Below are 22,726 nucleotides of genomic sequence, written 5' to 3' on the forward strand. Positions count from 1 at the left end.
AGCGTTATCTGACCACAAGGGCTGTGGCGATCGCCGCCAGGCCCTCGCCACGGCCGGTGAGTCCGAGGCCGTCGGTGGTGGTCGCCGAGACCGACACCGGCGCGCCGACCAGTTCGGAGAGCAGCGTCTGTGCCTCCACGCGGCGCGGGCCCACCTTGGGCCGGTTGCCGATCACCTGGACGGCGGCATTGGCCACCCGGAAACCCTCGGCGTCGAGCAGGGTGCGGACATGGCGCACCATGTCGGCACCGCTGACCCCGCGCCACCGGGGCTGATCGGTGCCGAAAACGGCACCGAGGTCACCGAGGCCGGCGGCGCTCAACAGCGCGTCGCACAGAGCGTGCGCAGCGACATCACCGTCGGAATGACCGGCGCAGCCGTCGGCATCGGCAAACAACAGGCACAGCAACCAACACGGTCGCCCTGCTTCGATGGGATGAACGTCGGTACCCAGACCGACGCGCAGATCCGTCACTAGGACGCGGCGGCCAACGCCTCGTCGAGGATGATCGTCGCCTTCTCGTCATCGGTGTTCTCGGCGAGTGCGAGCTCGCCGACCAGGATCTGACGAGCCTTCGCCAGCATCCGCTTCTCCCCCGCGGAGAGCCCACGCTCCTGATCACGACGCCACAGGTCGCGAACCACCTCGGCGACCTTGTTCACGTCACCGGAAGCCAGCTTCTCCAGATTCGCCTTGTACCGCCGCGACCAGTTGGTCGGCTCCTCGGTGTGCGGCGCGCGCAGCACCTGGAAAACCTTGTCGAGGCCCTCCTGACCGACGACGTCACGCACGCCGACGTACTCCGCGTTGTCAGCGGGAACGCGAACCGTCAGATCCCCCTGCGAAACCTTCAGGACGAGGTATTCCTTCTGCTCACCCTTGATGGTGCGGGTTTCGATAGCCTCGATCAACGCAGCACCGTGGTGTGGATAGACGACGGTGTCTCCGACCTTGAAAATCATCAGTTTCGAGCCCCTTTCACCAGTCGATCTTATCACGGGCCTCCACCGGGCGGGGATCAACAATGCAGGTCAGGGGCACCGCAGCTGAAGACTAGGGGTTGACACGGCGCGAGATACATGCAACTGGACTGCTGTCCAGGGACTCCGCCACCACCGTGGGCCGCCCTCGGCTACCGCCCGCAAAGACGACCTACTACAGTGCATAGTCGAATCCGTCCGGTTAGCAGGAGGCTCCAGTGGTCGCAGTGAACCGCTCCAACGTGCGCGCGTCCCGCCTGGCCGCCGGCGCCCTGATCGCCGGCATCGCGCTGACCGGCTGCGGCGCCGGCCAGATCTCGCAGAGCGCCAACCAGCAGCCCGCCGTCAACGGCACCGTCGACAATGTCGGCGACATCGCGTTGCGCAACGTGTTCCTGCGAGCCCCGCAGACCACCGACTACGTCCGCCCCGGCACCGACGTGGAACTGATCTTCGTGGCCGCCAACAACTCCGCCGACGCCCCCGACCGGCTGCTGTCGGTGACCTCCGATGTCGGCACCGTGACCCTCGACGGTGACACCACCGTCCCGGCCAACGGCGTCCTGAAGGTCGGCACCCCCGATGACCCGATGGAGCTGGCCGTGGTGGAGCGGGCCGACGAGGTGCAGGCCCAGGTCGCCCTGACCCAGCCGATCACCAACGGGCTCACCTACGACTTCACCTTCACCTTCGAGAACGCCGGCGCCACCACGTTCGCGGTGCCGATCTCGGCGGGCGAGGTCGCTCGCCGCGACGGTGAGCCCAACGAGGGCATGGGCCCCGTCGGCGGACACGGCGAGGGTCACTGAATCTGACGTTCTGTCGGGTGTGACGGCTACCGTCGTCACGTGGCTTCGAAAGTACGTTCGCAGTACCGGTGTTCGGAATGCAATCACGTCACGCCGAAATGGGTGGGCCGCTGCTCTGACTGCGGCACCTGGGGCACCGTCAACGAAGTCGCCGCGCTTTCCTCGCTGAACGGGAACTCCGGCCGTCGCGCCGTCGCGCCCTCCTCCCCCGCCGTCCCGATCACCACGATCGACCCCGGCATCACCCGGCATCTGCCCACCGGGGTCTCCGAGTTGGACCGGGTGCTCGGCGGCGGCCTGGTGCCCGGTTCGGTATGCCTGCTGGCCGGCGATCCCGGCGTCGGGAAATCCACCCTGCTGCTCGAGGTGGCCCACCGCTGGGCCGCCACCGGCCGCCGTGCGCTCTACCTGTCCGGCGAGGAATCGGCCGGACAGATCCGGTTGCGCGCCGAGCGCACCGGATGCACCCACGACGAGATGTACCTGGCCGCCGAGTCGGATCTGCAGACCGCGCTGGGGCACATCGAGGCCGTCCGGCCCACCCTGGTCGTCGTCGACTCGGTACAGACGATGTCGAGCGCGGAGGCCGACGGGGTCACCGGTGGTGTCACCCAGGTCCGCGCGGTGACCACCGCGCTCACCTCGTACGCCAAGGCGGCCGGATCCGATGGTGTCGCGCTGCTGCTGGTCGGGCACGTCACCAAGGACGGCGCCATCGCCGGCCCCCGTTCCCTGGAGCATCTCGTCGACGTGGTGCTGCACTTCGAGGGTGATCGCAATTCGGCGCTGCGGATGGTGCGCGGTGTGAAGAACCGGTTCGGCGCGGCCGATGAGGTCGGCTGTTTCCTGATGCACGACGACGGGATCGAGTGCATAGCCGACCCGTCCGGGTTGTTCCGGGATCAGCGGCCCGCGCCGGTGTCGGGCACCGCGGTGACGGTGACCCTGGACGGTAAGCGGCCACTGCTCGGAGAGGTGCAGGCGCTCATCGGCGCCGAGAAGACCGGGAGCCCGCGGCGCGCGGTCAGCGGTATCGACTCCGCCCGGGCCGCCATGATCACCGCCGTGCTGGAGAAACGCGTCCAACTGCCCCTGGGCCAGCACGACATCTACGTCTCCACGGTCGGGGGCATGCGGCTGACCGATCCGTCGTCGGATCTGGCGGTGGCGGTGGCCATCGCGTCGGCATATACCGATATCGCGATGCCGGCCACCGCGATCGCCATCGGCGAGGTGGGGTTGGCCGGCGATCTGCGCCGGGTCAACGGGATGGACCGCCGGCTCGCCGAGGCCGCCCGGCTGGGCTTCACCCACGCCGTGGTGCCTCCCGGTGTGAAGGATGTGCCTGCCGGGCTGACGATGACGGTCGCCGATGACATCAGGACTGCGTTGCGGCGGCTGCGCTCGATCGACGACAATGGCCCCCGATCCAAGGAGGCGCCATGGCGGTGAAGTCCAGAGGCAACCGGAGTGTGGTGCATCTGGCCCGTCCGACCATGCGTGAGACGCTGGGCCGGCTGGCACCGGGCACCGACCTGCGGGACGGACTGGAACGCATCCTGCGCGGTCGCACCGGCGCCCTGATCGTGTTGGGCTACGACGACAGCGTCGAGGCCATCTGCGACGGCGGCTTCTCCCTCGACGTGCTGTACGCGCCGACGCGGTTGCGTGAGCTGTCCAAGATGGACGGCGCGGTGGTGCTCTCCACCGACGGCACCCGGATCTTGCGGGCCAATGTGCAGCTCGTGCCGGACGCCTCGATCCCCACCGATGAGTCGGGCACCCGGCACCGCTCGGCCGAGCGCACCGCGGTGCAGACCGGCTTCCCGGTGATCTCGGTGAGCCACTCGATGAGCATCGTCACGGTGTATGCCGCCGGGGAACGCCACGTCGTGCCGGACACCCCGACCATCCTGTCGCGGGCCAATCAGACGGTGGCCACCCTGGAGCGGTACAAATCCCGCCTCGACGAGGTCAACCGGCAGCTGTCGACTGCCGAGATCGAGGATTTCGTGACGCTGCGCGATGTCATGACGGTGGCGCAGCGCCTGGAGATGGTGCGCCGGATCAGCCTGGAGATCGACGCCGACGTCGTCGAACTGGGCACCGATGGCCGGCAGCTCAAGCTGCAGTTGGAGGAGCTCGTCGGTGACAACGACACCGCCCGTGAGCTGATCGTGCGCGACTACCACGCCAACCCGGACCCGCCGAGTGCTGCGCAGGTGAGCGCGACGCTGGAGGAGCTGGATGCGCTCTCGGACAATGAGCTGCTCGACTTCACCGCGCTGGCACGGGTTTTCGGCTATCCGACCACGTTGGAGGCGCAGGATTCGGCGATGAGCTCGCGCGGTTACCGGGCGATGGCCGGTATTCCGCGGTTGCAGTTCGCCCACGTGGACCTGCTGGTGCGCTCGTTCGGCTCACTGCAGGGTGTATTGGCCGCCAGCGCGACCGACCTGCAGTCGGTGGACGGCATCGGTTCGATGTGGGCGCGCCACATCCGCGAGGGCCTGTCCCAGCTGGCCGAGTCGACGATCGCCGACCAGCTGGCCTGACTCAGTTGCCCGGGGGCTGCCCGGTGCCGTCGTGCGGCAGTGCGTCCGCCGGCGGCGCAGGTGCACCCGGCGGGGCCGCCTCGGCCAGGATGAAGGGCACCGTCGCCGAGCGCAGATTGCCCAGCTGCACCACCAGGTTGTAGGTGCCGGGGCCGATGGGTTCACGCGGCAGCGGGCAGTTCGGGGCAGAACCCATACCGGTCCAGGTGACCTCGGTGGTGACCTGCTCACCCGGGGCGAACTCCTTGACCAGCGTCTCGTTGGACGGCGCGCAGTCCAGGTTCGACCACAGCCGGTTGTTGTCGAGCGAGTACACGTAAGCGGCCAACACGGCGGCACCGACGTCGCGCTTGCAGGACACCAGGCCGATGTTGGTGACCACCATCGTGAACTTCGGCTGGTCGCCCATCACGTAGTCGGGGGCGCTGGTGATGCCCTTGACCGCCAGCGTGGAGTCGGGGCAGTCCTCACCGGCCTGCAGCACCGGGGGCGGGACCACCGCGGTCGTCGGCGTCGGCGTCGGCGGCGGGGCGGCCTGGGCGGGCGGGACCACCGGCGTCTTGACGCCCGGCTCCTCCCCCGGCAACGGGGTGGGCGCGGCGGCCGAGGGGGCCGGATCGGCGGACTGCTCGTTGGCGGTGGGTTCGGATCCGCCGGTCATGGACACGACGATGGCGACGATGCCGGCGACGAGTGCGATGACCACGACCGCGACCCCGATTGCCAGCGCTCTGCGTCGCCGGTAGATCTCCGGTGGCAGCGGGCGGTGCGGTTCGGTGTCTAGCACGACCTCAACGGTAAGCCGCGGTCAGGTCAGGTCGTCCGAGGCGGACCGGCGTGTCTTCTGTGACCTTGCTCAGATCATTTCGTGACCCGCGAGCGGGTTCAGACCTCGCCGATGTCACCGAGGTGGTTGCGCAGCTGTACCCGGCCGTCGGCCAGGTGGTAGGTCAGTCCGACGATCGCCAGGTCACCCGAGCGGACCCGGTCGGCGATGACGGTGGACCGGGCCAGCAACTGCGAGGCGGTCTCCTCGACGTGGCGCGCCTCGAATTCGTCGACCCGGCTCAGGCCGTCGCGACGGCCGGCCAGGATGGACGGCATCACCCGCTCGACGATGTCGCGGATGTAGCCGCCCGGGATCTCGCCGGCGTCCAGCGCGTTCAGGGTGGCCTTCACCGCGCCGCAGCTGTCATGGCCGAGGATGGCGATCAGCGGGACGTTGAGCACGCCGACGGCGTATTCGATGGACCCGAGCACGGCGGAGTCGATGACGTGGCCGGCGGTGCGGACGACGAACATGTCGCCGAGGCCCTGGTCGAAGATCAGCTCGGCCGCGACGCGACTGTCGCCGCAACCGAACAGCACCGCGGTCGGCTTCTGCGCCTCGGTCAGCCGGGCCCGGTCCTCGATGCCCTGGCTGGGATGCTCGGGCCGGCCCGCGACGAAGCGCTCGTTACCCTCGCGGAGTGCCTTCCATGCGGAGATCGGATTCGAGTTCGGCATGACCAGAAGTATGCCCCAGTCCGAATACGGCATCGACCCGGCCGAGCTGTTGGCCTGGTTCGACGTCGCCGAGCGCGATCTGCCATGGCGCCGGCCGGGTGTGACGGCCTGGCAGATCCTGGTCAGCGAGTTCATGCTGCAGCAGACGCCGGTCAGCCGCGTCGCACCGATCTGGCTGGACTGGATCGCACGGTGGCCGACGCCGTCGGCGACCGCGGCCGCCTCGGCGGCCGATGTGCTGCGGGCCTGGGGCAAGCTCGGCTACCCGCGCCGGGCCAAGCGGTTGCACGAGTGCGCGGCCGTCGTCGCCGCCGAGCACGGTGATGTGGTGCCGGCCGACGTCGAGACGCTGCTCGGCCTGCCGGGGGTGGGCGCCTACACCGCACGGGCCATCGCCTGCTTCGCCTACCGTCAGCGCGTCCCGGTGGTCGACACCAACGTACGGCGGGTGGTGGCCCGGGTGATCCACGGTGTGGCCGAGACCCCGGCCCGCGCCGGTGACCTCGCCGAGGTCGCTGCGCTGCTTCCGGAAGGTGCTGCCGCGCCGCGCTTTTCGGCCGCCCTGATGGAACTCGGCGCGATCGTCTGCACGGCCCGCGCGCCGAAGTGCGGGGTGTGCCCACTGCGCGCCTGCCGCTGGCGCTCGGCCGGTCACCCGGCGGCGACGACACCGGCCCGGAAGACGCAGGCCTACGCCGGGACCGATCGGCAGGTGCGCGGCAGGCTGCTCGACGTGTTGCGCGCCAGCACCACACCGGTGACCCGCGCCCAGCTCGACGTCGTATGGCTCACCGATACCGCCCAGCGCGACCGGGCACTGGACTCGTTGCTCACCGACGGCCTGGTGGAGCAGACCGCGGGCGGGCTGTTCGCGCTCGCCGGCGAGGGCGACGATGGGGGCGAGGGACGACCGCCCTGACAAGCCGAGCACCCCACCACGAGGGTGGCTAGGCGCTCTCCTCGCACGCGTCATCGCAGGAGAACCTGCGCCGGTAATCCGATGGGGTCACCCCGATGATCCGGCGGAAGTGGTGACGCAGCAGCGTCGCGGTGCCGAACCCGCAGCGGTCGGCGACCCGGTCGATGTCCAGATCGGTCTCCTCCAGGAGCCGGCGTGCATAGAGCACCCGCTGATCGGTGATCCACTGCATCGGGGTGCGCCCGGTCTCGTCGACGAAGCGGCGGGCGAAGGTGCGTGCCGACATGTTGGCACGCGCCGCGAGCGAGGCCACGGTGTGCGGCTTGTCCAGGTTGGCCAGCATCCAGTCCAGTTGCGGGGCAAAGCCTTCGGAGTACCGCGCCGGAATCGGCTGGTCGATGTACTGGCGTTGGCCGCCGTCGCGTTGCGGTGGGACGACCATCCGGCGCGCGATCTTGTTGGTGACCTCGGCCCCGAGTTCGCGGCGCACCAGGTGCAGGCAGGCGTCGATGCCCGCGGCGGTGCCGGCGCTGGTGATCAGGTTCCCGTCGTCGACGAACAGCACGTTGCGGTCCACCCGGGCGGTGGGGTTGGCGGCGGCCAGGTCGTCGGCGTGCATCCAGTGGGTGGTGCACGGGCGGCCGTCGAGCAGGCCGGCCGCGCCGACCAGGAACGCGCCCGAGCAGACGGTCAGCACCGTCGAGCCCGTCTCGATGGCCTTGCGCACCGCCGCCAGCGCCTCGGGCAGATAGTCCGAACCACTGATGGCGGGGATGGCCACCAGGTCGGCGCCCAGCAGATCGTCGAGGCCGTGATCCGGGGTCAGGGTGGCGCCCACCGAGGTGCGGATGGGCTTACCGGCCTCCGGACCGCACACCTTGAAGTCGAAGTTCGGCACGCCGTCGGCGGAGCGGTCGATGCCGAAGACCTCGCAGATCACGCCGAACTCGAAAATCGCTAGACCGTCCAGTACCAGCACCGATACGCTCGATATCGCCATGGCAGCATTTTATCCCAACGTGTCATTCCTGCCACTGTTGGCTGGATCTTTATTTACGGAGCATTACTGCCATGACTACTGCACTGACCTACCTCGCCCTCACGGCCATTCTGCTCGCGCCGTTCGCCCTCACCTTCACCCTCGGCCGCGCCGCCCGACGCTCGGGCATCCTGCGCCTACACCTCGACCAGTTCCAGCAGGCCGGCCCGTTCGTCGGCCGACTCTTCGGCAGCGACCAGGCCGAGGACCGGGACGGGTTGCGCACCCAGCACGACATCGACGCCATCCGTAGCCGGTTCTCCGAGCACCCGAGCTGGCCCACGTCCAGCGCCTCAGGCGAGCGCCGTTAAGAATCCCTCGACGGCCTCGCGATACACCTGCGGCGCATCATCATGAATCAGATGACCGGCACCCGGAACCTCCAGATAGGTTGTTCGATAACCGGTTTCGTGCATCCGCCGCATCTGCCCGGGCGGTGCGACGGTGCCGCCGGCCTCCAGCAGCAGCACCGGCGCCCGCACCGCCTGCCACTGCTGCCAGTAATCGCGGGTGCCCCACTGGGCGGCGATCTCGATCCAGCGCGCGGTGTGACCGTGCAGCCGCCACCCGGTCGCGGTGCGGTCGAATGCCTCCAGGAAGTACTGCCCGGCCACCGGCCCGAATTCCCGGTACACCTGCTCGGCGGTCTCGAACTCCACCGGCAGTGCCTGCAGCCATGGCTCCCACGGCCCGGTCGTGCGGCCGCGGAAGTCCGGGGCCATGTCCTCCACCACCACGGCAGTCACCAGGTCCGGGCGCTGTGCGGCCAGACACCACGAGTGCAGGGCGCCCATCGAATGCCCGATCAACGTCACCGGCTGCCCGAGCTCCGACACCGCCTGACCCAGATCCTCGACGAACCGCTCGGTGCTGATCGGATGCGGATCGTCGACACCGCGGCCCCGGTGCCACGGCGCGTCATAGGTGTGGACGGTGCCCAGCGCGGTCAGCCACGGCAGCTGCCGCGACCAGGTGCTACCCCGTCCCATCAGGCCGTGCACCAGGACCAGCGGGGCCCCGGTACCGCCGCGCGCAGTCAGAAGTTCGGTCCGCATGCCGTCATCCTGCCCGGGCCGGGCACAGGTAACCTCATGCCATGCCCGTCGTGAAGATCAACGCCATCGAGGTCCCGGCCGACGCAGGCCCGGAGCTGGAGAAGCGGTTCGCCCATCGCGCCCACGCCGTCGACAACCAGCCCGGCTTCCTCGGGTTCCAGCTGCTGCGCCCGGTCAAGGGCGAAGACCGCTACTTCGTGGTGACCCAGTGGGAGTCCGAGGAGGCCTTCCAGGCCTGGGCCAGCGGCCCGGCCGTCGAGGCGCACGCCGGCCAGCAGAACAAGCCGGTCGCCACCGGTGCCTCGCTGCTGGAGTTCGAGGTTGTGTTGGACGTTGCGGGGACTGGCAAGTAGCACGCCGCGGCGCGCACTCGGGTTCACCGCACTCCTGACCGCGGTCGCCGTGCTGGGGTCCGGCTGCGCCCACACCGGGCCGCCGGTTGCCGAGGCCGCCTACGGCATGCACATCGAGACCAACACCCCGCAGGGCCTGCGCGCCAAACAACTGCTGGACATGGTCAATTCCGACTGGCCGATCGGCGTCGTGCCGGTGGCCACCCTGGCCGCACCGCAGCAGGTCGAGTTCGTCGCCGGTGCGATGGACCGGCTGTGGTCGGATCGCCCCATCACCGTCACCGCGATCTCGCTGGGCGCCGGGCAGGCCACCCTGCACGTGCGCAACACCTACAACGTCGAGCAGACGATCGAGATGCGCACCGGTGACGGCGGTTTGGTGGACCGATTCGAGGTGTCCGTCGAGCCGCCGCGCATCCGGCAGTGGTCCGATGTCGACGCCGAGATCGCGAAGTCCGGCGCCAGCTTCGCCTACCAGGTGTCCAAGGTGTCCGACGGCCGGTGCCTGCCGGCAGCCGGCACCGATGTCGACCGGTCCATGCCGCTGGCCTCGATCTTCAAGCTCTACGTGCTGCTCGCGCTGGCCGACGCCGTCAATGCGGGCACCGTGGCCTGGGACGAGCAGCTGACCATCACCAAAGAGGACAAGGCCGTCGGCTCGGCGGGTTTCAACGAGCTGGAGCCGGGGTCGAAGGTATCGGTCAAATCTGCTGCGCAGCAGATGATCTCGGCAAGCGACAACATGGCAACCGATATGTTGATGGCGCGGCTGGGACCCGGCGCGCTGGAACGGGCGCTCATCGCGGCCGGCCATCATGACCCGTCGGCGATGACGCCGTTTCCCACTGCGCACCAACTGTTCTCGATCGGGTGGGGCAAGCCGGACGTCCGCGAGGAATGGAAGACGGCCTCGCCACAGCGCCGGGCCGCCATGCTGGCGCGCACCGGAACCCAGCCGTACGAACCGGATCCGATGCTCACCCGCGTACCGGCCTCGCCGTACGGCATCGAGTGGTACGGCACCCCGATGGACATCTGCCGGGTGCACGCCGCACTGCAGGCCGCGGCCACCGGCCCGGCCAGCCCGGTGCGCGACATCCTCTCGGCCACCCCGGGCATCGAACTGGACACGACGAAATGGGGTTACGTCGGCGCCAAGGGCGGCAACCTGCCCGGCGACCTGACCTTCAGCTGGTACGCCGAGGACCGCAGTGGACAGGGCTGGGTGGTGAGCTATCAGCTCAACTGGCCGGAGTATCGCAGCCTGACCGCGGCCACCTGGCTGCTGTCGATCGCCACCCAGTCTTTCGGTCTGATTCCGGAGAGCAGCTAGCCGCATCGCAGGCCGGGGCGCAGGCCGCGGATGTATGCTCCCTCTGCTGCGGCGTTCGGGAACCCGGTGTGAAACCGGGGCGGCCCTCGCCACTGTGAACGGGAAGTCGGCGTCCATCAGTGCCACTGCTCGCGCATCGCGTGGGCGGGAAGGCGGATTCCGGCGAGTCAGGCCGATGGTCTGGTGTGCCCGTGAGCCAGGAGACCGGCCGCAGCACCGACATCGATGCCCACGAGGTGCTGGGCAGAAAGGCACACCGGACAATCATGCACATCGCAGAGGGATTTCTTCCCGCGGCGCACGCGGTCGGTTGGACCGTCGCGGCAGCGCCATTCGTCATCTACGGCGCCCGACAAGTCGTCGTCACCGTCAAGGAGCACCCGTCCGCCGGGCCGCTGCTCGCTGCGGTGGGCGCGTTCTCGTTCGTCATGTCGGCCATCAAGCTGCCGTCGGTGACCGGATCGAGCTCCCATCCCACCGGGACCGGCCTGGGCACGGCCATCTTCAAACCGCCGGTGATGGCGTTCCTGGGCACCATCGTCCTGTTGTTCCAGGCCCTGCTGCTCGCCCACGGCGGCATCACCACGCTCGGGGCGAACGCGTTCTCGATGGCGATCGCGGGCCCGTGGGCCGGTTTCAGTGTCTTCTACCTGCTGCGCAAGGCCGGTGTCGGGGTGCTGCCCGCGGTGTTCGCGCTGGCTTTCGTGGCCGACCTGTTCACCTACATCGTCACCAGCTTCCAGCTCGCGCTGGCCTTCCCGGCCGCCGAGGGCGGTTTCGGGGAGAGCTTCGCGGAGTTCATGGGTGTCTTCGCGGTCACCCAGGTGCCGCTGGCCATCGTCGAGGGGCTGATCACGGTGGTGATTGTGCGGGTGCTGATGCAGGTCGCCGCCTCCGAGCTGCTGAGCCTGGGCTTCCTGACGGGCAGGGATGTGCCGGCCGGGGCCGGCGACGAAGTGCCCGTCGCCGAGCGCAGGGAGGTCTGAGGATGAGCACTGCGACGAATACGTCGGGTTCCAACGGACGCTCCGTCATCGTGATGTCAGTCGGGTTGCTCGCCCTGGCCGTGGTGATCGCGGTCGGATCGCTGCTCTACGGGTACTCGCGCGACGCCGAGGCCGAGTTCGGCGGCGCCGACGGCCAGGCCGAAGCGGTGATCACCGAGATCCACCCGACCTACGAGCCGTGGTTCGCCCCGCTGGTCGGCGAACTGCCCGGCGAGGTCGAGTCGGGTCTGTTCGCCATCCAGGCCGGGCTCGGCGGCATGATCCTGGGCGGTGCGATCGGCTGGTACGCCGGGCGGCACCGCGGCCGCAGGGAGGCCGCGGCCGTGACATCTCCGGGCGGCCCCGCCGACGGCTGACCCGCCGGCGTGAATCCGCTTGAGATCAGTGCGGCACAGAATCGGTGGTCGACCGATCCGGCCGCCGAGAAACTGTTGCTCTTCGGTGGACTGTTGCTGTGCGCGATGGTGTTGCCACCGCGCACCGCAGCGCCGCTGGTGCTGCTGGCCACCGCGATCGCGACACTGGCACTGGCCCGGGTGCGGGCCAGGCTGTTCGTGCTCGTGCTGCTGGGACCGGCGGTCTTCATCGCGCTGGGCTCCGTACCGATCGCGGTGAGTCTGCGCGGCGGACCGCACCTGGAACCGGGCGGGCTGGACCTCGCGGTCGACACGGCACTGCGCTCGTTCGCCGCGTCGGCGGCCACCATCGGATTGGCGTTGACGACGTTGATGGCCGACCTGCTGGACCTGGCCCGCCGCGCCGGGGTGCCCGCACCGCTGTGCCACGTCGCCGATCTGACCTATCGGCTGGTGGGCATCCTGGTGCAGTCCGCCCGCTCCGCCCGGGAGGCGGTGGGACTGCGTCTGGGGCTGCGCACCCCGCGCGAGGCGATCCAGGCGATCGGCTCGCAGACCGCGTTGATCTTCGTCCGCGCCACCGAGCGGGCCCGCTCGATGTCCGAGGCGATGTCGCTGCGCGCCGAACCGGGAATGACGGCGGTGCTCACCACGGACCGCCCGGCCCGCGGGGCCCGTATGGCCGCGATCATCGCACTGCTCGGCGGGATTGCCGCCGTATCGATTCTGACGTGGAGGGTGTGGCATGGATGACGACGAGGTGCTCGGCCTCGGCGGCGTCGGTTTCGGCTACCCGCGCGGTCCGCATGTCTTCGACTCGGTGGATCTGTCGCTGCGACCCGGGCAGCGCATCGCCCTGCTGGGTGCCAACGGCACCGGCAAGACCACGCTGCTGCGCATCCTGGTGGGCCTGACCAAACCCTCCACCGGCACGGTCCGGCTGGACGGCTCGGCCCTGACCGGCTCCCGGGCCGACCGGACCCGGCTGCGCAGCCGGGTGCAGATGGTCCTGCAGGAACCCGACGACCAGATCGTCGCCGCGACCGTCCGCGCGGACGTGTCCTTCGGCCCGGCCAATCTCGGGCTCGACCGGACCGAGGTGGTGGCCCGCGTCGACGAGGCGATGGCCGCCCTGGGCATCACCGCGCTGGCCGACCGGACACCGAATCAGCTGTCCTTCGGGCAGCGCAAGCGGGTGGCGATCGCCGGCGCCGTCGCCATGCGGCCGCGGGTCCTGCTGCTCGACGAGGCGACCGCCGGACTCGATCCGCGGGCCGTCGAGGACCTGCTGGGCACCCTCACCGAACTCGCCGGGGCCGGTACCGCCATCGTGCTGGCCACCCACGATGTCGACGTGGCGTGGAGTTGGTCGAAGGAGAGCCTGGTGCTCGGTTCGGCGACGGGTGTGGCCACCCTGCACCGCGGCAACACCCATGACCTGCTCACCGATGCCGCCCTGCTGGCCTCTGCCCGGCTGACGGTTCCGTGGGGTGCGGCCGTCTCACGCACGCTGGGACGTCTCGTGCTGCGTCCCGACCAGATCTGAGCCCGCAGACGCGGATCGGGCGGCCACCCCGATGGGGTGACCGCCCGATTCACGTGGTCGAGACTATTCGGCGACCGTGGCCGCCAGGTCCGCGTCCTCGGTGGACCCGGCCGACTTGGGCCGGCCGGCGAAGGTGAACTTGGCGTTCTCGCCGGCGCCCTCCCCGTCCCAGCCCTCGACGTCGACGGTGACGATCTGGCCCGGTCCGACCTCTTCGAAGAGGATCTTCTCGGACAGCTGATCCTCGATCTCGCGCTGGATGGTGCGACGCAGCGGCCGCGCACCCAGCACCGGATCGAAGCCACGCTTGGCCAGCAGCGCCTTCGCCTGGTCGGTGAGCTCCATCTCCATGTCCTTGGCCCGCAGCTGATTGCCGACCCGGCCGATCATCAGATCGACCATCTCGATGATCTCGTTCTGCGTCAGCTGGTGGAACACGATGATGTCGTCGATACGGTTCAGGAACTCCGGGCGGAAGTGCTTCTTCAGCTCGTCGTGCACCTTGAGCTTCATCCGCTCGTAGTTGTTCTCGCCGCCACCCTGGGTGAAGCCCAGTCCGACCGCCTTGGAGATGTCGGAGGTGCCCAGGTTGGAGGTGAAGATCAGCACGGTGTTCTTGAAGTCGACCGTGCGGCCCTGGCCGTCGGTGAGGCGACCGTCCTCCAGCACCTGCAACAGGGTGTTGTAGATCTCCTGGTGGGCCTTCTCGATCTCGTCGAACAGCACCACCGAGAACGGCTTGCGGCGCACCTTCTCGGTGAGCTGGCCACCCTCCTCGTAGCCGACGTAGCCCGGAGGGGCACCGAACAGCCGCGAGGCGGTGAAGCGGTCGTGGAACTCGCCCATGTCGATCTGGATGAGTGCGTCGTCGTCGCCGAACAGGAAGTTCGCCAGCGCCTTGGACAGCTCGGTCTTACCGACACCGGACGGGCCGGCGAAGATGAACGAGCCCGACGGACGCTTGGGATCCTTCAGGCCGGCACGGGTGCGGCGGATCGCCTTGGAGACGGCCTTGACGGCATCCTCCTGGCCGATGATCCGCTTGTGCAGCTCGTCCTCCATGCGCAGCAGACGCGTGGTCTCGGCCTCGGTCAGCTTGAACACGGGGATGCCGGTCCAATTGCCCAGCACCTCGGCGATCTGCTCGTCGTCGACCTCGGCGACGACATCCAGATCACCGGAACGCCACTGCTTCTCCCGCTCGGCCCGCTGCCCGACCAGGGTCTTCTCCCGGTCGCGCAGGTTGGCGGCCTTCTCGAAGTCCTGCGCGTCGATCGCGGACTCCTTCTCCCGGCGCGCGTCGGCGATCTTCTCGTCGAATTCGCGCAGGTCCGGCGGTGCGGTCATCCGGCGGATGCGCATCCGGGCGCCGGCCTCGTCGATCAGGTCGATCGCCTTGTCCGGCAGGAACCGGTCGTTGATGTAGCGGTCGGCCAGGGTGGCCGCGGCCACCAGCGCACCGTCGGTGATGGACACCCGGTGGTGCGCCTCGTAGCGGTCGCGCAGACCCTTGAGGATCTCGATGGTGTGCTCGACGGTCGGCTCGCCCACCTGCACCGGCTGGAAGCGGCGCTCCAGGGCGGCGTCCTTCTCGATGTACTTGCGGTACTCGTCGAGGGTGGTCGCACCGATGGTCTGCAGCTCGCCGCGGGCCAGCTTGGGCTTCAGGATGCTCGCGGCGTCGATGGCGCCCTCGGCGGCACCGGCACCCACGAGCGTGTGCAGCTCGTCGATGAACAGGATGATGTCGCCGCGGGTGTTGATCTCCTTGAGCACCTTCTTCAGGCGCTCCTCGAAGTCACCGCGGTAGCGGCTGCCGGCGACCAGCGAACCCAGGTCCAGGGTGTAGAGCTGCTTGTCCTTGAGCGTCTCGGGGACCTCGCCGTGCACGATGGCCTGGGCCAGGCCCTCCACCACAGCGGTCTTGCCGACGCCGGGCTCACCGATCAGCACCGGGTTGTTCTTGGTGCGCCGGCTCAGCACCTGCATGACCCGCTCGATTTCCTTCTCACGGCCGATGACCGGATCGAGCTTGCCCTCCATGGCGGCGGCGGTCAGGTTGCGGCCGAACTGGTCGAGGACCAGCGAGGTCGACGGGTTGCCGGACTCGCCACCACGGCCTCCGGTGCCCGCCTCGGCGGCTTCCTTGCCCTGGTATCCGCTCAGCAGCTGGATCACCTGCTGGCGCACCCGGGTCAACTCGGCGCCGAGCTTGACCAGCACCTGGGCGGCCACGCCCTCACCCTCGCGGATCAGGCCGAGCAGGATGTGCTCGGTGCCGATGTAGTTGTGGCCGAGCTGCAGGGCCTCGCGCAGCGAGAGTTCCAGCACCTTCTTGGCGCGCGGGGTGAACGGGATGTGGCCCGAGGGGGCCTGCTGTCCCTGGCCGATGATCTCCTCGACCTGGCTGCGCACGCCTTCCAGGGAGATTCCCAGCGACTCCAGCGACTTGGCCGCTACGCCCTCACCTTCGTGAATGAGACCCAGCAGGATGTGCTCGGTGCCGATGTAGTTGTGGTTCAGCATCCGGGCTTCTTCCTGAGCCAGGACGACGACCCGACGGGCACGGTCGGTAAATCGTTCGAACATCCGTGGTTACCTGCTCTTCCTCACGTAGGTCGGCAACGTGCGCTGAAAACTCGCCGCACCTTCCGTCCACTGTAGTGGGCACGCGGCACGGGTGCTTTTCTTGGTGCCGCGGTTGATGACATAACGCGCAGCGGAGCCCGAACGTTTCCCGAAATGGGGTCCGGACAGTTCGCCGTCAGCGAATCGGATACCCGGGCGGCCGGCCTGAAACCGGCGCCGGCGCGCCGGATGCGAGCAATTGCGGTTCAGGTTGCCGCGTGGAAGGCGTCGATGACGTCGGCGGGGATGCGACCGCGGGTCGACACGTTGTGCCCGTTGCGGCGGGCCCAGTCCCGGATGGCCGCACTCTGCTCGCGGTCGATGGCCGCGCGACCCCGGCCGGTACCTGCCGAGCGGCCGCGCCGGCGACCGCCGACCCGGCGGCCCGCCTCGACCCACTGCTTGAGGTCACCGCGCAGTTTTGCGGCGTTCTTGGAAGAAAGGTCGATCTCGTAACTCACACCGTCGAGGGCGAATTCGACGGTTTCATCCGCAGCGGCTTCCCCGTCGAAATCGTCGACCAACGTGACGGTCACTTTCTTCGCCATTAGCTCACACTGACCCTTCTGTGGCCACTCGTAGATTCGCCCCCGAACCCCTGCCGCCAATGCTTACATACCGCGGTTATTCATTCAACAACCACGTCGGTGAATGCAGTCAGTTTGAGTGTCTGCGCACAATCGGGAACAAAACCGTCTCCCTAATCGTCAGGCCCGTCAAAGCCATCAAGAGACGATCAATACCCATTCCGGTTCCGGTGGTCGGCGGCATCGCGAACTCCAATGCGGCGAGGAAATCCTCGTCCAGTTGCATTGCCTCGTCATCGCCCGCGGCGGCCGCGCGGGCCTGGGCGGCAAAGCGCTCCCGTTGGATCACCGGATCGATCAGTTCGGAGTAACCGGTGGCCAATTCGAACTTGCGGACATAGAGATCCCACTTCTCGGTGACGCCGGGAATGCTGCGGTGCGCGCGGGTCAGCGGGCTCGTCTCCACCGGGAAATCACGCACGAAGGTGGGTTCCCACAACGTCTCGCCGACGGTGTGTTCCCAGAGTTCCTCGACCAATTTTCCGTGTCCGTATCCGCGGTCGGACGGAATCTCCACGCCGAGCCGGTCGGCGATCGACAACAGATGTTCGAGGGTGGTTTCCGGGGTGATCTCCTCGCCGAGCGCGGCAGAGAGCGACGGATACATTTCCAGCGTCTGCCATTCACCGTCGAGGTCATAGATGGTGCCATCGGCCAGTGGCACCTGCCGCGTTCCGAGTGCTTCGTCGGCGACTTCCTGAATAAGTTCACGGGTCACGATGGCGGAATCGTCGTACGTACCGTAAGCCTGATATGTCTCGAGCATCGCGAATTCCGGTGAATGCGTGGAATCGGCGCCTTCGTTTCGAAAGTTGCGATTCAACTCGAAAACCTTCTCGAAACCACCGACCAGGCACCGCTTGAGGAACAACTCCGGGGCGATACGCAGGTAGAGGTCGGCGTCGAGGGCATTGGAATGTGTGACGAACGGCCGCGCCGCCGCCCCACCGGCCAGCGTCTGCAGCATCGGGGTCTCGACCTCGAGGAATCCGCGGCGTTCCAGAGCGGAACGGACCGCACGGACCACGGCGATGCGCTGGCGGGCGATGCTGCGCGCCTCCGGGCGCACGATCAGGTCGACATAGCGCTGCCGGACCCGCGACTCCTCGCTCATCTCCTTGTGCGCGACCGGCAACGGCCGCAGCGCCTTGGACACGATTTGCCAGGAATCGGCCAGCACAGAGAGCTCACCGCGCCGCGAGCTGATGACCTGGCCGTGCGCGAACACGATGTCACCGAGGTCGACATCGGCCTTCCAGGCGTCCAGCGATTCCTGGCCCACCTCGGCGAGGCTGATCATCAGCTGCAGCTGGGTGCCGTCCCCGTCCTGCAGCGTCGCGAAGCACAGCTTGCCGGAGTTGCGCGCGAAGACGACGCGGGCGGCAACGCCGACGAGATCGCCGGTCTGGGTGTCGGCCGCCAGCTCCGGGTAGGCGGCCCGCAGCTCGCTGAGGCTGTGGGTGCGCCCCACCTGGACCGGATAGGGGTCACGGCCCTCGGCGAGCAGGCGCTCGCGCTTGGCCTGACGGATCCGGTACTGCTCGGGGATGTCGTCTTCAACAGAACTCACGACATGCCAGCTTAATCAGCGACGACCGCGCTGGTTGTCGCGGTTGCGCTCGAACACCAGCCGCAGCCCGTCCAGGGTCAGGTGCTGGTCGTAGTGGCCGACGGTGCGCAGATCGGGCAGCACCAGCGGCGCGGAGTTGCCGGTGGCGACGACGGCCACGTCGGAGCCGCCGAAACCCGGGACGTCGGCCCGGATCTTCTCCACCAGTCCGTCCACCAGCGCGGCGAAGCCGAACACCGCACCGGACTGCATGCACTCGACGGTGTTCTTGCCGATCACCGAACGCGGCCGGGTGAGCTCGACCCGGCGCAGCGCAGCGGAGCGGGCCGCCGCCGCGTCCGAGGACACCTGCACACCGGGCGCGATCGCCCCGCCGAGGAACTCACCCTTGGCCGAGACGACGTCCACACAGATCGAGGAACCGAAGTCGACGACGATGGCCGGCGAGCGGTACTTGCTGTAGGCGGCCAGGCAGTTGACGATGCGGTCCGCGCCGACCTCCTTGGGGTTGTCGACCAGCAGCGGGATCCCGGTGCGGACACCGGGCTCGATGAGCACCTGCGGTACCGCGGGCCAGTACTGGTCGAGCATCAGCCGGATCTCGTGCAGCACCGAGGGCACCGTGGACAGCGCGGTGGCGCCGGTGAGCCGTTCGGAGTCGTCGCCGATCAGACCGTCGATGGTGAGCGCCAGCTCGTCGGCGGTGACTTCGGACTCGGTGCGGATCCGCCAGTGCTGCGCCACTTTTCCGTAGCTGCCGGCACCGGATATCAGGCCGACGACGGTGTGCGTGTTGCGGACGTCTATTGCCAGCAGCATGGTTACCGCGGTGACATCAGGCCGGCGGCGTCGGCGGGCACGAAGGCCGGGTCCGAGCCGAGATCGACCTGCTTGTTGCCGGCGTCGACGAAGACGATGCGCGGTTGATGGGTGCGTGCCAGCGCATCGTCCATGGTGCCGTAGGCGATCAGGATCACCAGGTCCCCGGGATGGATCAGATGCGCTGCGGCCCCGTTGATCCCGATGACACCGCTGCCGCGCTCACCGGTGATGGCGTAGGTGATCAGCCGGTTGCCGTTGTCGATGTCGACGATGGTGACCTGTTCGCCCTCCAGCAGGTCGGCGGCCTCCATCAGGTCGGCGTCGATGGTGACCGAGCCCACGTAGTGCAGATCAGCCTGGGTCACCGTGGCGCGGTGGATCTTCGATTTGAGCATCGTGCGTATCATCAGTTCCTCCAAGGCAATTCGTGCTCGTCGAACGCGACATCCGGCCCGTTACCCGAGGGCGCGCCCAGCTCGATGGCGATGTTGTCCAGCAGCCGGGTGCGGCCCAGCCGGGCGGCCAGCAGCATCCTGGCCCGGCCGGTCTGCGGCGCGGGACCCAGCCAGGCGTCCCGGATCTCCAGATAGTCCACGGTGATCGCGGGCACCTCCTCGAGCACGGCCCGCGCGGCGTCCAGGGCGGCGTCGGCACCCTCCCCGGCGGCGTACACGCCCGCCAGCAGCGCCGACGGGATCGCCAGCGCCTGTTCGCGTTCCAGTTCGTCGAGGTAGCGGTTGCGCGAGGACATCGCCAGCCCGTCGGCCTCGCGCACGATCGGCACCGCCACGATCCGGGTGTCCAGGTTCAGGTCGTCGGCCATCTGCCGGATCAGCACCAGCTGCTGATAGTCCTTCTCGCCGAAGAACGCCCGGTCCGGCGCCACGATCTGCAGCAGCTTCATCACGATGGTCAGCATGCCGGCGAAATGCGTTGGCCGCGCGGCTCCTTCGAGCTGGGATCCGAGCTCGCCGGCGTGTACCGAGGTGCGCGGTCCGGCCGGGTACATGTCGGCGGCGGTCGGCGTGAATGCGATCTGCACGCCCTCGGCACGCAGGGCCGCGAGGTCCTCGTCGAGGGTGCGTGGGTAGGCGTCGAGATCCTCGCCGGGCCCGAACTGGGTGGGGTTGACGAAGATCGACACCACCACCACCGAGCCGGGCACCTGCTGGGCGCGCCGGACCAGGGTGAGATGGCCCTCGTGCAGGGCGCCCATGGTGGGCACCAGCATGACCCGCCGCCCGGTGCTGCGCAGCGCGCGGGTCACCTCCGCGATATCGGCGGGCCGGCGATAGATGTTGAGCTCCCCGGCCTTGAACGCCGGTGGACGGCGATCGATCACGGTGCCTCCTTGTCGGTGAGTACCTCGAACACATCCGCGGGTGCGTGCGCCCGCTGGGCGGTACGCAGCGAGTTGGCCCGATATGCCTGTGCCAAAACGGGATCCGCCTCGGTCAACGCGTTCAGGTGGCGGGCCAGAGCGTCCGCGTCACCGCGGGCCACCGGACCGGTCAGCGCGGCCTGCCCGCGTTGCAACGCGTTCTCCAGGGAGGCGCGCGCCAGCGGCGCCACGATGCGCTCGGCCAGTCCGCCGGGCGCGTCCCCGACGAGTTCCTGCCCCAGGAGTTCCTGACCGCGCAATGCGTCGCGCAAGGCCTCGACCGCGTCGAGCACCACGGTGATCAGATGGTTGCCGCCATGCGCCAGCGCGGCGTGATAGAGCGTGCGGGCGTCCTCGCGGACCCGGAACGGCTCGCCGCCGATCTCCAGCACCAGCGACTGGCCGATGGCATAGCCGATCTCGTCGGCGGCGGTGACACCGAAGCAGGCATCCGAGAGCCGGACGATGTCCTCGTCGGATCCGGTGAACGTCATCGCCGGGTGGATGGCCAGCGGCAGGCAGCCCTGCTCGGTCAGCGGCGCCAGGATGCCGATGCCGTTGGCTCCCGAGGTGTGCACCACGATGGTGCCGGCCCTTACCGCGCCGGTGGTGGCCAGCCCGCCGATCAGGGTGCCCAGTTCGGCGTCGGGCACCGCGAGCAGCAGCAGTTCGGCGCGGGCGGCGACCTCCGGAACGGGCAGCACCGCGGTGTCCGGTAGGCGTCGGGCCGCGCGGTCACGCGAGGCCACCGAGATGGCGCTGCAGGCCACCACGACGTGTTCGGCCCGTTCCAGGGCCACGCCGAGTGCGGTACCCACCCGGCCTGCCGAGATGACGCCGACGCTGAGCCGGGCCGGACGGAGTCCGTCGACCATGACAGACGACCTCGCATATTCGCTGGTTCACAACGTTGCGGTCCCGCATCGCGGGTACCGCACGGACTGCGGTGAGCCTAGCTCACTCTTCGCGGCGTCGGCGCCGGCCGCCTCCGCCGGGGGTCGCCTGCAGTCGGGAGAGCAGTTCGGAGACGGGTTGCCCGCCGGAGTGCTGGCCGCCTGCTTCCGGCTCGGGTGCTGCCTCCTCGGGGCTGCGGTGTCGCGGCGCGGGCGCGTTCTCCGGTTCCTGGGCGGCCGGCGCGGGCGGCGGTGACGTGGGGGCCTCGCCGGGGACCGCATGGCGGGCCCGGCGCGGTGCGGGCGCGGCGTTGGGGTCGGGTATCGCAGCAGGCGGGGTGGCTTCGTCGTCCTCGGCACGACGTCGGCGGCGGCCGCCGCCGGCGTTCGGCGGGGTCATCTCCGGAGCGGGCGGGGCGGACGACGACACCGACACCGGCGGCGCGGGCGGGGGCGACGACACAGGCGACACAGGCGACACAGGCGACACGGGCGGAACGGGCGGCTCGGGTCGCGGCTCGGGCTGCGTCCAGTTGCTGCCCGGTGCGCCGGCGGGGACCCATTGCCCCTCGGCCGGGACCGGGTTCCACTGCGCCACCAACGGTTCGGACGGCTCGACCGGCTCCACCCGCGGGGGCACCACCGGCGGCGCCGGGGTCGGTACCGGGTTGGGCATCGGGGTCGGTACCGGGTTGGTCATCGGGTTGGGCACAGACGCGCGCCGCTGCCACGGCGGCGGGGAGGGCTCGGCTTCCGACGGCCGACGATGCGCGCCACCGATGGGCTCGGCCGGCGGGGCCCACCCGAACTCGGGTGGCTGCGGTTCGGCCGGGACGTCGATGATCGGGCTCTCTTCGGTGCGCGGTTCGGCCTCGCTGCGCACGGGGGCGTCGATCCGGCTGGCGATGACCCGGCCGGCCGGACGGTCGGTCTCCAGCGCGGGCCGCTGGTCGAGGTCGGCGTCGAACAGGATCTCCAGGTTCGCGCGCAGCGCCGCGAGTTCAGCCCGCAGCGCGGCCACCTCGTCGGCGGATTGGGCGCGCAGTTCGGCGGCCAGCTCGCGGCGCAGCTGCGTCTCGACGGCCAGTTCGTATTCGCGACGCGCCGAGATCTCCCGGTCCAGTTGCAGGTCGTACACGTACTTCAGGTCGCGCACCTTGGCCTGATCCAGATCGCTCTGCCTGCGGTAGATGAAGGACGCGAAGGCCGCGGCAACGGCGGCCCACAACGCCAATACGACGGCCAGCTTGAGCAATTCGACGCGATTGGTGAACACCAGGACCGTGCTGGCGACGATGGCCAGCACCAGCAGCGCGGTCAGCAGCACCCATCCCGGCCGGCGGTTGACGCGTCGCACGCGCATGCCGCGGGAGGGGTCTGTCATGG

25 protein-coding genes and 1 riboswitch are annotated in these 22,726 nt (G+C 69.1%); of the genes, 11 read left to right on the forward strand and 14 right to left on the reverse strand.

Annotated features, from left to right (window positions below; all coding sequences use genetic code 11):
- Positions 1-4: 4 nt before the first annotated feature.
- Both ispF and carD read right to left on the reverse strand, forming a co-directional pair.
- The gene (gene ispF / locus BST17_RS13190) at positions 5-475 is read right to left on the reverse strand and encodes a 2-C-methyl-D-erythritol 2,4-cyclodiphosphate synthase (RefSeq protein ID WP_083058508.1); all 471 of its coding nucleotides are present in this window, start codon (positions 473-475) and stop codon (positions 5-7) included.
- Positions 475-963: an RNA polymerase-binding transcription factor CarD gene (carD, locus tag BST17_RS13195; protein WP_019512593.1), complete on the reverse strand. Its 489-nt coding sequence runs from the start codon at positions 961-963 to the stop codon at positions 475-477. The genes ispF and carD overlap by 1 nt, the downstream gene beginning before the upstream one ends.
- Positions 964-1,199: 236 nt before the next feature.
- Between carD and BST17_RS13200 the strand changes: the two genes are divergently transcribed.
- The 3 genes from BST17_RS13200 to disA are packed head-to-tail and all read left to right on the forward strand — an operon-like array spanning position 1,200 to position 4,345.
- Positions 1,200-1,790: a copper chaperone PCu(A)C domain-containing protein gene (locus tag BST17_RS13200; RefSeq protein WP_407937748.1), complete on the forward strand. Its 591-nt coding sequence runs from the start codon at positions 1,200-1,202 to the stop codon at positions 1,788-1,790.
- Positions 1,791-1,829: 39 nt separating this feature from the next.
- Positions 1,830-3,242: a DNA repair protein RadA gene (gene radA / locus BST17_RS13205; protein WP_083058511.1), complete on the forward strand. Its 1,413-nt coding sequence runs from the start codon at positions 1,830-1,832 to the stop codon at positions 3,240-3,242.
- Entirely contained in the window at positions 3,233-4,345 is a 1,113-nt protein-coding gene (gene disA / locus BST17_RS13210; RefSeq protein ID WP_083058513.1) for a DNA integrity scanning diadenylate cyclase DisA, read from the forward strand. The genes radA and disA overlap by 10 nt, the downstream gene beginning before the upstream one ends.
- A 1-nt stretch (position 4,346) precedes the next feature.
- Here the strand turns inward: disA and BST17_RS13215 are convergent, their stop codons facing one another.
- Together BST17_RS13215 and BST17_RS13220 are read right to left on the reverse strand one after the other, a co-directional pair.
- Positions 4,347-5,132 carry a hypothetical protein gene (locus BST17_RS13215; protein WP_083058515.1) on the reverse strand — a complete coding sequence of 262 codons (786 nt, stop codon included), beginning with the start codon at positions 5,130-5,132 and terminating at the stop codon, positions 4,347-4,349.
- 98 nt (positions 5,133-5,230) lie between these two features.
- Positions 5,231-5,851 (reverse strand): carbonic anhydrase, encoded by a 621-nt coding sequence (locus tag BST17_RS13220; protein WP_083058517.1) that lies wholly within the window; start codon positions 5,849-5,851, stop codon positions 5,231-5,233.
- Between the two features lie 10 nt (positions 5,852-5,861).
- Between BST17_RS13220 and BST17_RS13225 the strand changes: the two genes are divergently transcribed.
- Positions 5,862-6,770: an iron-sulfur binding domain-containing protein gene (locus tag BST17_RS13225; protein WP_207573640.1), complete on the forward strand. Its 909-nt coding sequence runs from the start codon at positions 5,862-5,864 to the stop codon at positions 6,768-6,770.
- A 28-nt stretch (positions 6,771-6,798) separates the two neighbouring features.
- Here BST17_RS13225 and BST17_RS13230 read toward each other — a convergent pair whose 3' ends face one another.
- The gene (locus tag BST17_RS13230; protein ID WP_083058520.1) at positions 6,799-7,770 is read right to left on the reverse strand and encodes a GlxA family transcriptional regulator; all 972 of its coding nucleotides are present in this window, start codon (positions 7,768-7,770) and stop codon (positions 6,799-6,801) included.
- Positions 7,771-7,841: 71 nt separating this feature from the next.
- Here BST17_RS13230 and BST17_RS13235 point away from each other — a divergent pair, with 71 nt between their 5' ends.
- Positions 7,842-8,120 carry a hypothetical protein gene (locus BST17_RS13235; RefSeq protein WP_083058521.1) on the forward strand — a complete coding sequence of 93 codons (279 nt, stop codon included), beginning with the start codon at positions 7,842-7,844 and terminating at the stop codon, positions 8,118-8,120.
- Here the strand turns inward: BST17_RS13235 and BST17_RS13240 are convergent.
- A complete protein-coding gene (locus tag BST17_RS13240) occupies positions 8,103-8,864 on the reverse strand; it encodes an alpha/beta fold hydrolase (protein WP_083058522.1) in 762 nt (253 codons plus the stop codon). The two genes, BST17_RS13235 and BST17_RS13240, sit on opposite strands and share 18 nt — an antisense overlap.
- Positions 8,865-8,905: 41 nt before the next feature.
- Here BST17_RS13240 and mhuD point away from each other — a divergent pair, with 41 nt between their 5' ends.
- The 6 genes from mhuD to BST17_RS13270 all read left to right on the forward strand — a co-directional run bounded on the left by mhuD (position 8,906) and on the right by BST17_RS13270 (position 13,459).
- Entirely contained in the window at positions 8,906-9,217 is a 312-nt protein-coding gene (gene mhuD / locus BST17_RS13245; protein WP_083058524.1) for a mycobilin-forming heme oxygenase MhuD, read from the forward strand.
- A complete protein-coding gene (locus tag BST17_RS13250; RefSeq protein WP_407937749.1) occupies positions 9,198-10,550 on the forward strand; it encodes a serine hydrolase in 1,353 nt (450 codons plus the stop codon). Before mhuD ends, BST17_RS13250 begins: the two co-directional genes overlap by 20 nt.
- Positions 10,551-10,582: 32 nt before the next feature.
- Positions 10,583-10,777, forward strand: a riboswitch (cobalamin riboswitch).
- Between the two features lie 39 nt (positions 10,778-10,816).
- Positions 10,817-11,536: an energy-coupling factor ABC transporter permease gene (locus tag BST17_RS13255; protein ID WP_083058722.1), complete on the forward strand. Its 720-nt coding sequence runs from the start codon at positions 10,817-10,819 to the stop codon at positions 11,534-11,536.
- Positions 11,537-11,538: 2 nt separating this feature from the next.
- Entirely contained in the window at positions 11,539-11,913 is a 375-nt protein-coding gene (locus BST17_RS13260; RefSeq protein ID WP_083058525.1) for an energy-coupling factor ABC transporter substrate-binding protein, read from the forward strand.
- Positions 11,914-11,922: 9 nt separating this feature from the next.
- The gene (locus tag BST17_RS13265) at positions 11,923-12,666 is read left to right on the forward strand and encodes a CbiQ family ECF transporter T component (RefSeq protein ID WP_083058526.1); all 744 of its coding nucleotides are present in this window, start codon (positions 11,923-11,925) and stop codon (positions 12,664-12,666) included.
- Entirely contained in the window at positions 12,659-13,459 is an 801-nt protein-coding gene (locus BST17_RS13270; protein WP_083058527.1) for an energy-coupling factor ABC transporter ATP-binding protein, read from the forward strand. Before BST17_RS13265 ends, BST17_RS13270 begins: the two co-directional genes overlap by 8 nt.
- A gap of 63 nt (positions 13,460-13,522) precedes the next feature.
- Here BST17_RS13270 and clpC1 read toward each other — a convergent pair whose 3' ends face one another.
- The 8 genes from clpC1 to BST17_RS13310 form a co-directional block, all read right to left on the reverse strand.
- Positions 13,523-16,048, reverse strand: coding sequence for an ATP-dependent protease ATP-binding subunit ClpC (gene clpC1, locus BST17_RS13275; RefSeq protein ID WP_083058529.1), 2,526 nt, complete (start codon positions 16,046-16,048; stop codon positions 13,523-13,525).
- Between the two features lie 245 nt (positions 16,049-16,293).
- Entirely contained in the window at positions 16,294-16,635 is a 342-nt protein-coding gene (gene lsr2, locus BST17_RS13280; RefSeq protein WP_083058530.1) for a histone-like nucleoid-structuring protein Lsr2, read from the reverse strand.
- Between the two features lie 109 nt (positions 16,636-16,744).
- Positions 16,745-18,244 carry a lysine--tRNA ligase gene (lysS, locus tag BST17_RS13285; RefSeq protein ID WP_083058531.1) on the reverse strand — a complete coding sequence of 500 codons (1,500 nt, stop codon included), beginning with the start codon at positions 18,242-18,244 and terminating at the stop codon, positions 16,745-16,747.
- A gap of 15 nt (positions 18,245-18,259) precedes the next feature.
- Positions 18,260-19,063, reverse strand: a complete 804-nt coding sequence (locus tag BST17_RS13290; RefSeq protein ID WP_083058533.1) for a type III pantothenate kinase — start codon at positions 19,061-19,063, stop codon at positions 18,260-18,262.
- A 2-nt stretch (positions 19,064-19,065) separates the two neighbouring features.
- Positions 19,066-19,473, reverse strand: coding sequence for an aspartate 1-decarboxylase (gene panD / locus BST17_RS13295; protein ID WP_083058534.1), 408 nt, complete (start codon positions 19,471-19,473; stop codon positions 19,066-19,068).
- The gene (gene panC, locus BST17_RS13300) at positions 19,473-20,408 is read right to left on the reverse strand and encodes a pantoate--beta-alanine ligase (protein ID WP_083058536.1); all 936 of its coding nucleotides are present in this window, start codon (positions 20,406-20,408) and stop codon (positions 19,473-19,475) included. The genes panD and panC overlap by 1 nt, the downstream gene beginning before the upstream one ends.
- The gene (locus BST17_RS13305) at positions 20,405-21,322 is read right to left on the reverse strand and encodes a Rossmann-like and DUF2520 domain-containing protein (RefSeq protein WP_083058538.1); all 918 of its coding nucleotides are present in this window, start codon (positions 21,320-21,322) and stop codon (positions 20,405-20,407) included. The genes panC and BST17_RS13305 overlap by 4 nt, the downstream gene beginning before the upstream one ends.
- Positions 21,323-21,404: 82 nt before the next feature.
- Positions 21,405-22,724, reverse strand: coding sequence for a DUF6779 domain-containing protein (locus BST17_RS13310; RefSeq protein ID WP_083058540.1), 1,320 nt, complete (start codon positions 22,722-22,724; stop codon positions 21,405-21,407).
- Positions 22,725-22,726 lie beyond the last annotated feature (2 nt).

It is taken from the genome of Mycolicibacterium bacteremicum (assembly GCF_002086115.1).
Taxonomy (GTDB): domain Bacteria; phylum Actinomycetota; class Actinomycetes; order Mycobacteriales; family Mycobacteriaceae; genus Mycobacterium; species Mycobacterium bacteremicum.

What these genes read in the sequence shown, in the direction of transcription:
- carD (WP_019512593.1), bottom strand. Translation starts at nt 963, where the DNA reads ATGATTTTCAAGGTCGGAGACACCGTCGTCTATCCACACCACGGTGCT.
- disA (WP_083058513.1), top strand. Translation starts at nt 3,233, where the DNA reads ATGGCGGTGAAGTCCAGAGGCAACCGGAGTGTGGTGCATCTGGCCCGT.
- BST17_RS13220 (WP_083058517.1), bottom strand. Translation starts at nt 5,851, where the DNA reads ATGCCGAACTCGAATCCGATCTCCGCATGGAAGGCACTCCGCGAGGGT.
- BST17_RS13225 (WP_207573640.1), top strand. Translation starts at nt 5,862, where the DNA reads ATGCCCCAGTCCGAATACGGCATCGACCCGGCCGAGCTGTTGGCCTGG.
- BST17_RS13230 (WP_083058520.1), bottom strand. Translation starts at nt 7,770, where the DNA reads ATGGCGATATCGAGCGTATCGGTGCTGGTACTGGACGGTCTAGCGATT.
- BST17_RS13235 (WP_083058521.1), top strand. Translation starts at nt 7,842, where the DNA reads ATGACTACTGCACTGACCTACCTCGCCCTCACGGCCATTCTGCTCGCG.
- BST17_RS13240 (WP_083058522.1), bottom strand. Translation starts at nt 8,864, where the DNA reads ATGCGGACCGAACTTCTGACTGCGCGCGGCGGTACCGGGGCCCCGCTG.
- mhuD (WP_083058524.1), top strand. Translation starts at nt 8,906, where the DNA reads ATGCCCGTCGTGAAGATCAACGCCATCGAGGTCCCGGCCGACGCAGGC.
- BST17_RS13255 (WP_083058722.1), top strand. Translation starts at nt 10,817, where the DNA reads ATGCACATCGCAGAGGGATTTCTTCCCGCGGCGCACGCGGTCGGTTGG.
- BST17_RS13260 (WP_083058525.1), top strand. Translation starts at nt 11,539, where the DNA reads ATGAGCACTGCGACGAATACGTCGGGTTCCAACGGACGCTCCGTCATC.
- BST17_RS13270 (WP_083058527.1), top strand. Translation starts at nt 12,659, where the DNA reads ATGGATGACGACGAGGTGCTCGGCCTCGGCGGCGTCGGTTTCGGCTAC.
- clpC1 (WP_083058529.1), bottom strand. Translation starts at nt 16,048, where the DNA reads ATGTTCGAACGATTTACCGACCGTGCCCGTCGGGTCGTCGTCCTGGCT.
- lsr2 (WP_083058530.1), bottom strand. Translation starts at nt 16,635, where the DNA reads ATGGCGAAGAAAGTGACCGTCACGTTGGTCGACGATTTCGACGGGGAA.
- BST17_RS13290 (WP_083058533.1), bottom strand. Translation starts at nt 19,063, where the DNA reads ATGCTGCTGGCAATAGACGTCCGCAACACGCACACCGTCGTCGGCCTG.
- panD (WP_083058534.1), bottom strand. Translation starts at nt 19,473, where the DNA reads ATGATACGCACGATGCTCAAATCGAAGATCCACCGCGCCACGGTGACC.
- BST17_RS13305 (WP_083058538.1), bottom strand. Translation starts at nt 21,322, where the DNA reads ATGGTCGACGGACTCCGTCCGGCCCGGCTCAGCGTCGGCGTCATCTCG.
- BST17_RS13310 (WP_083058540.1), bottom strand. Translation starts at nt 22,724, where the DNA reads ATGACAGACCCCTCCCGCGGCATGCGCGTGCGACGCGTCAACCGCCGG.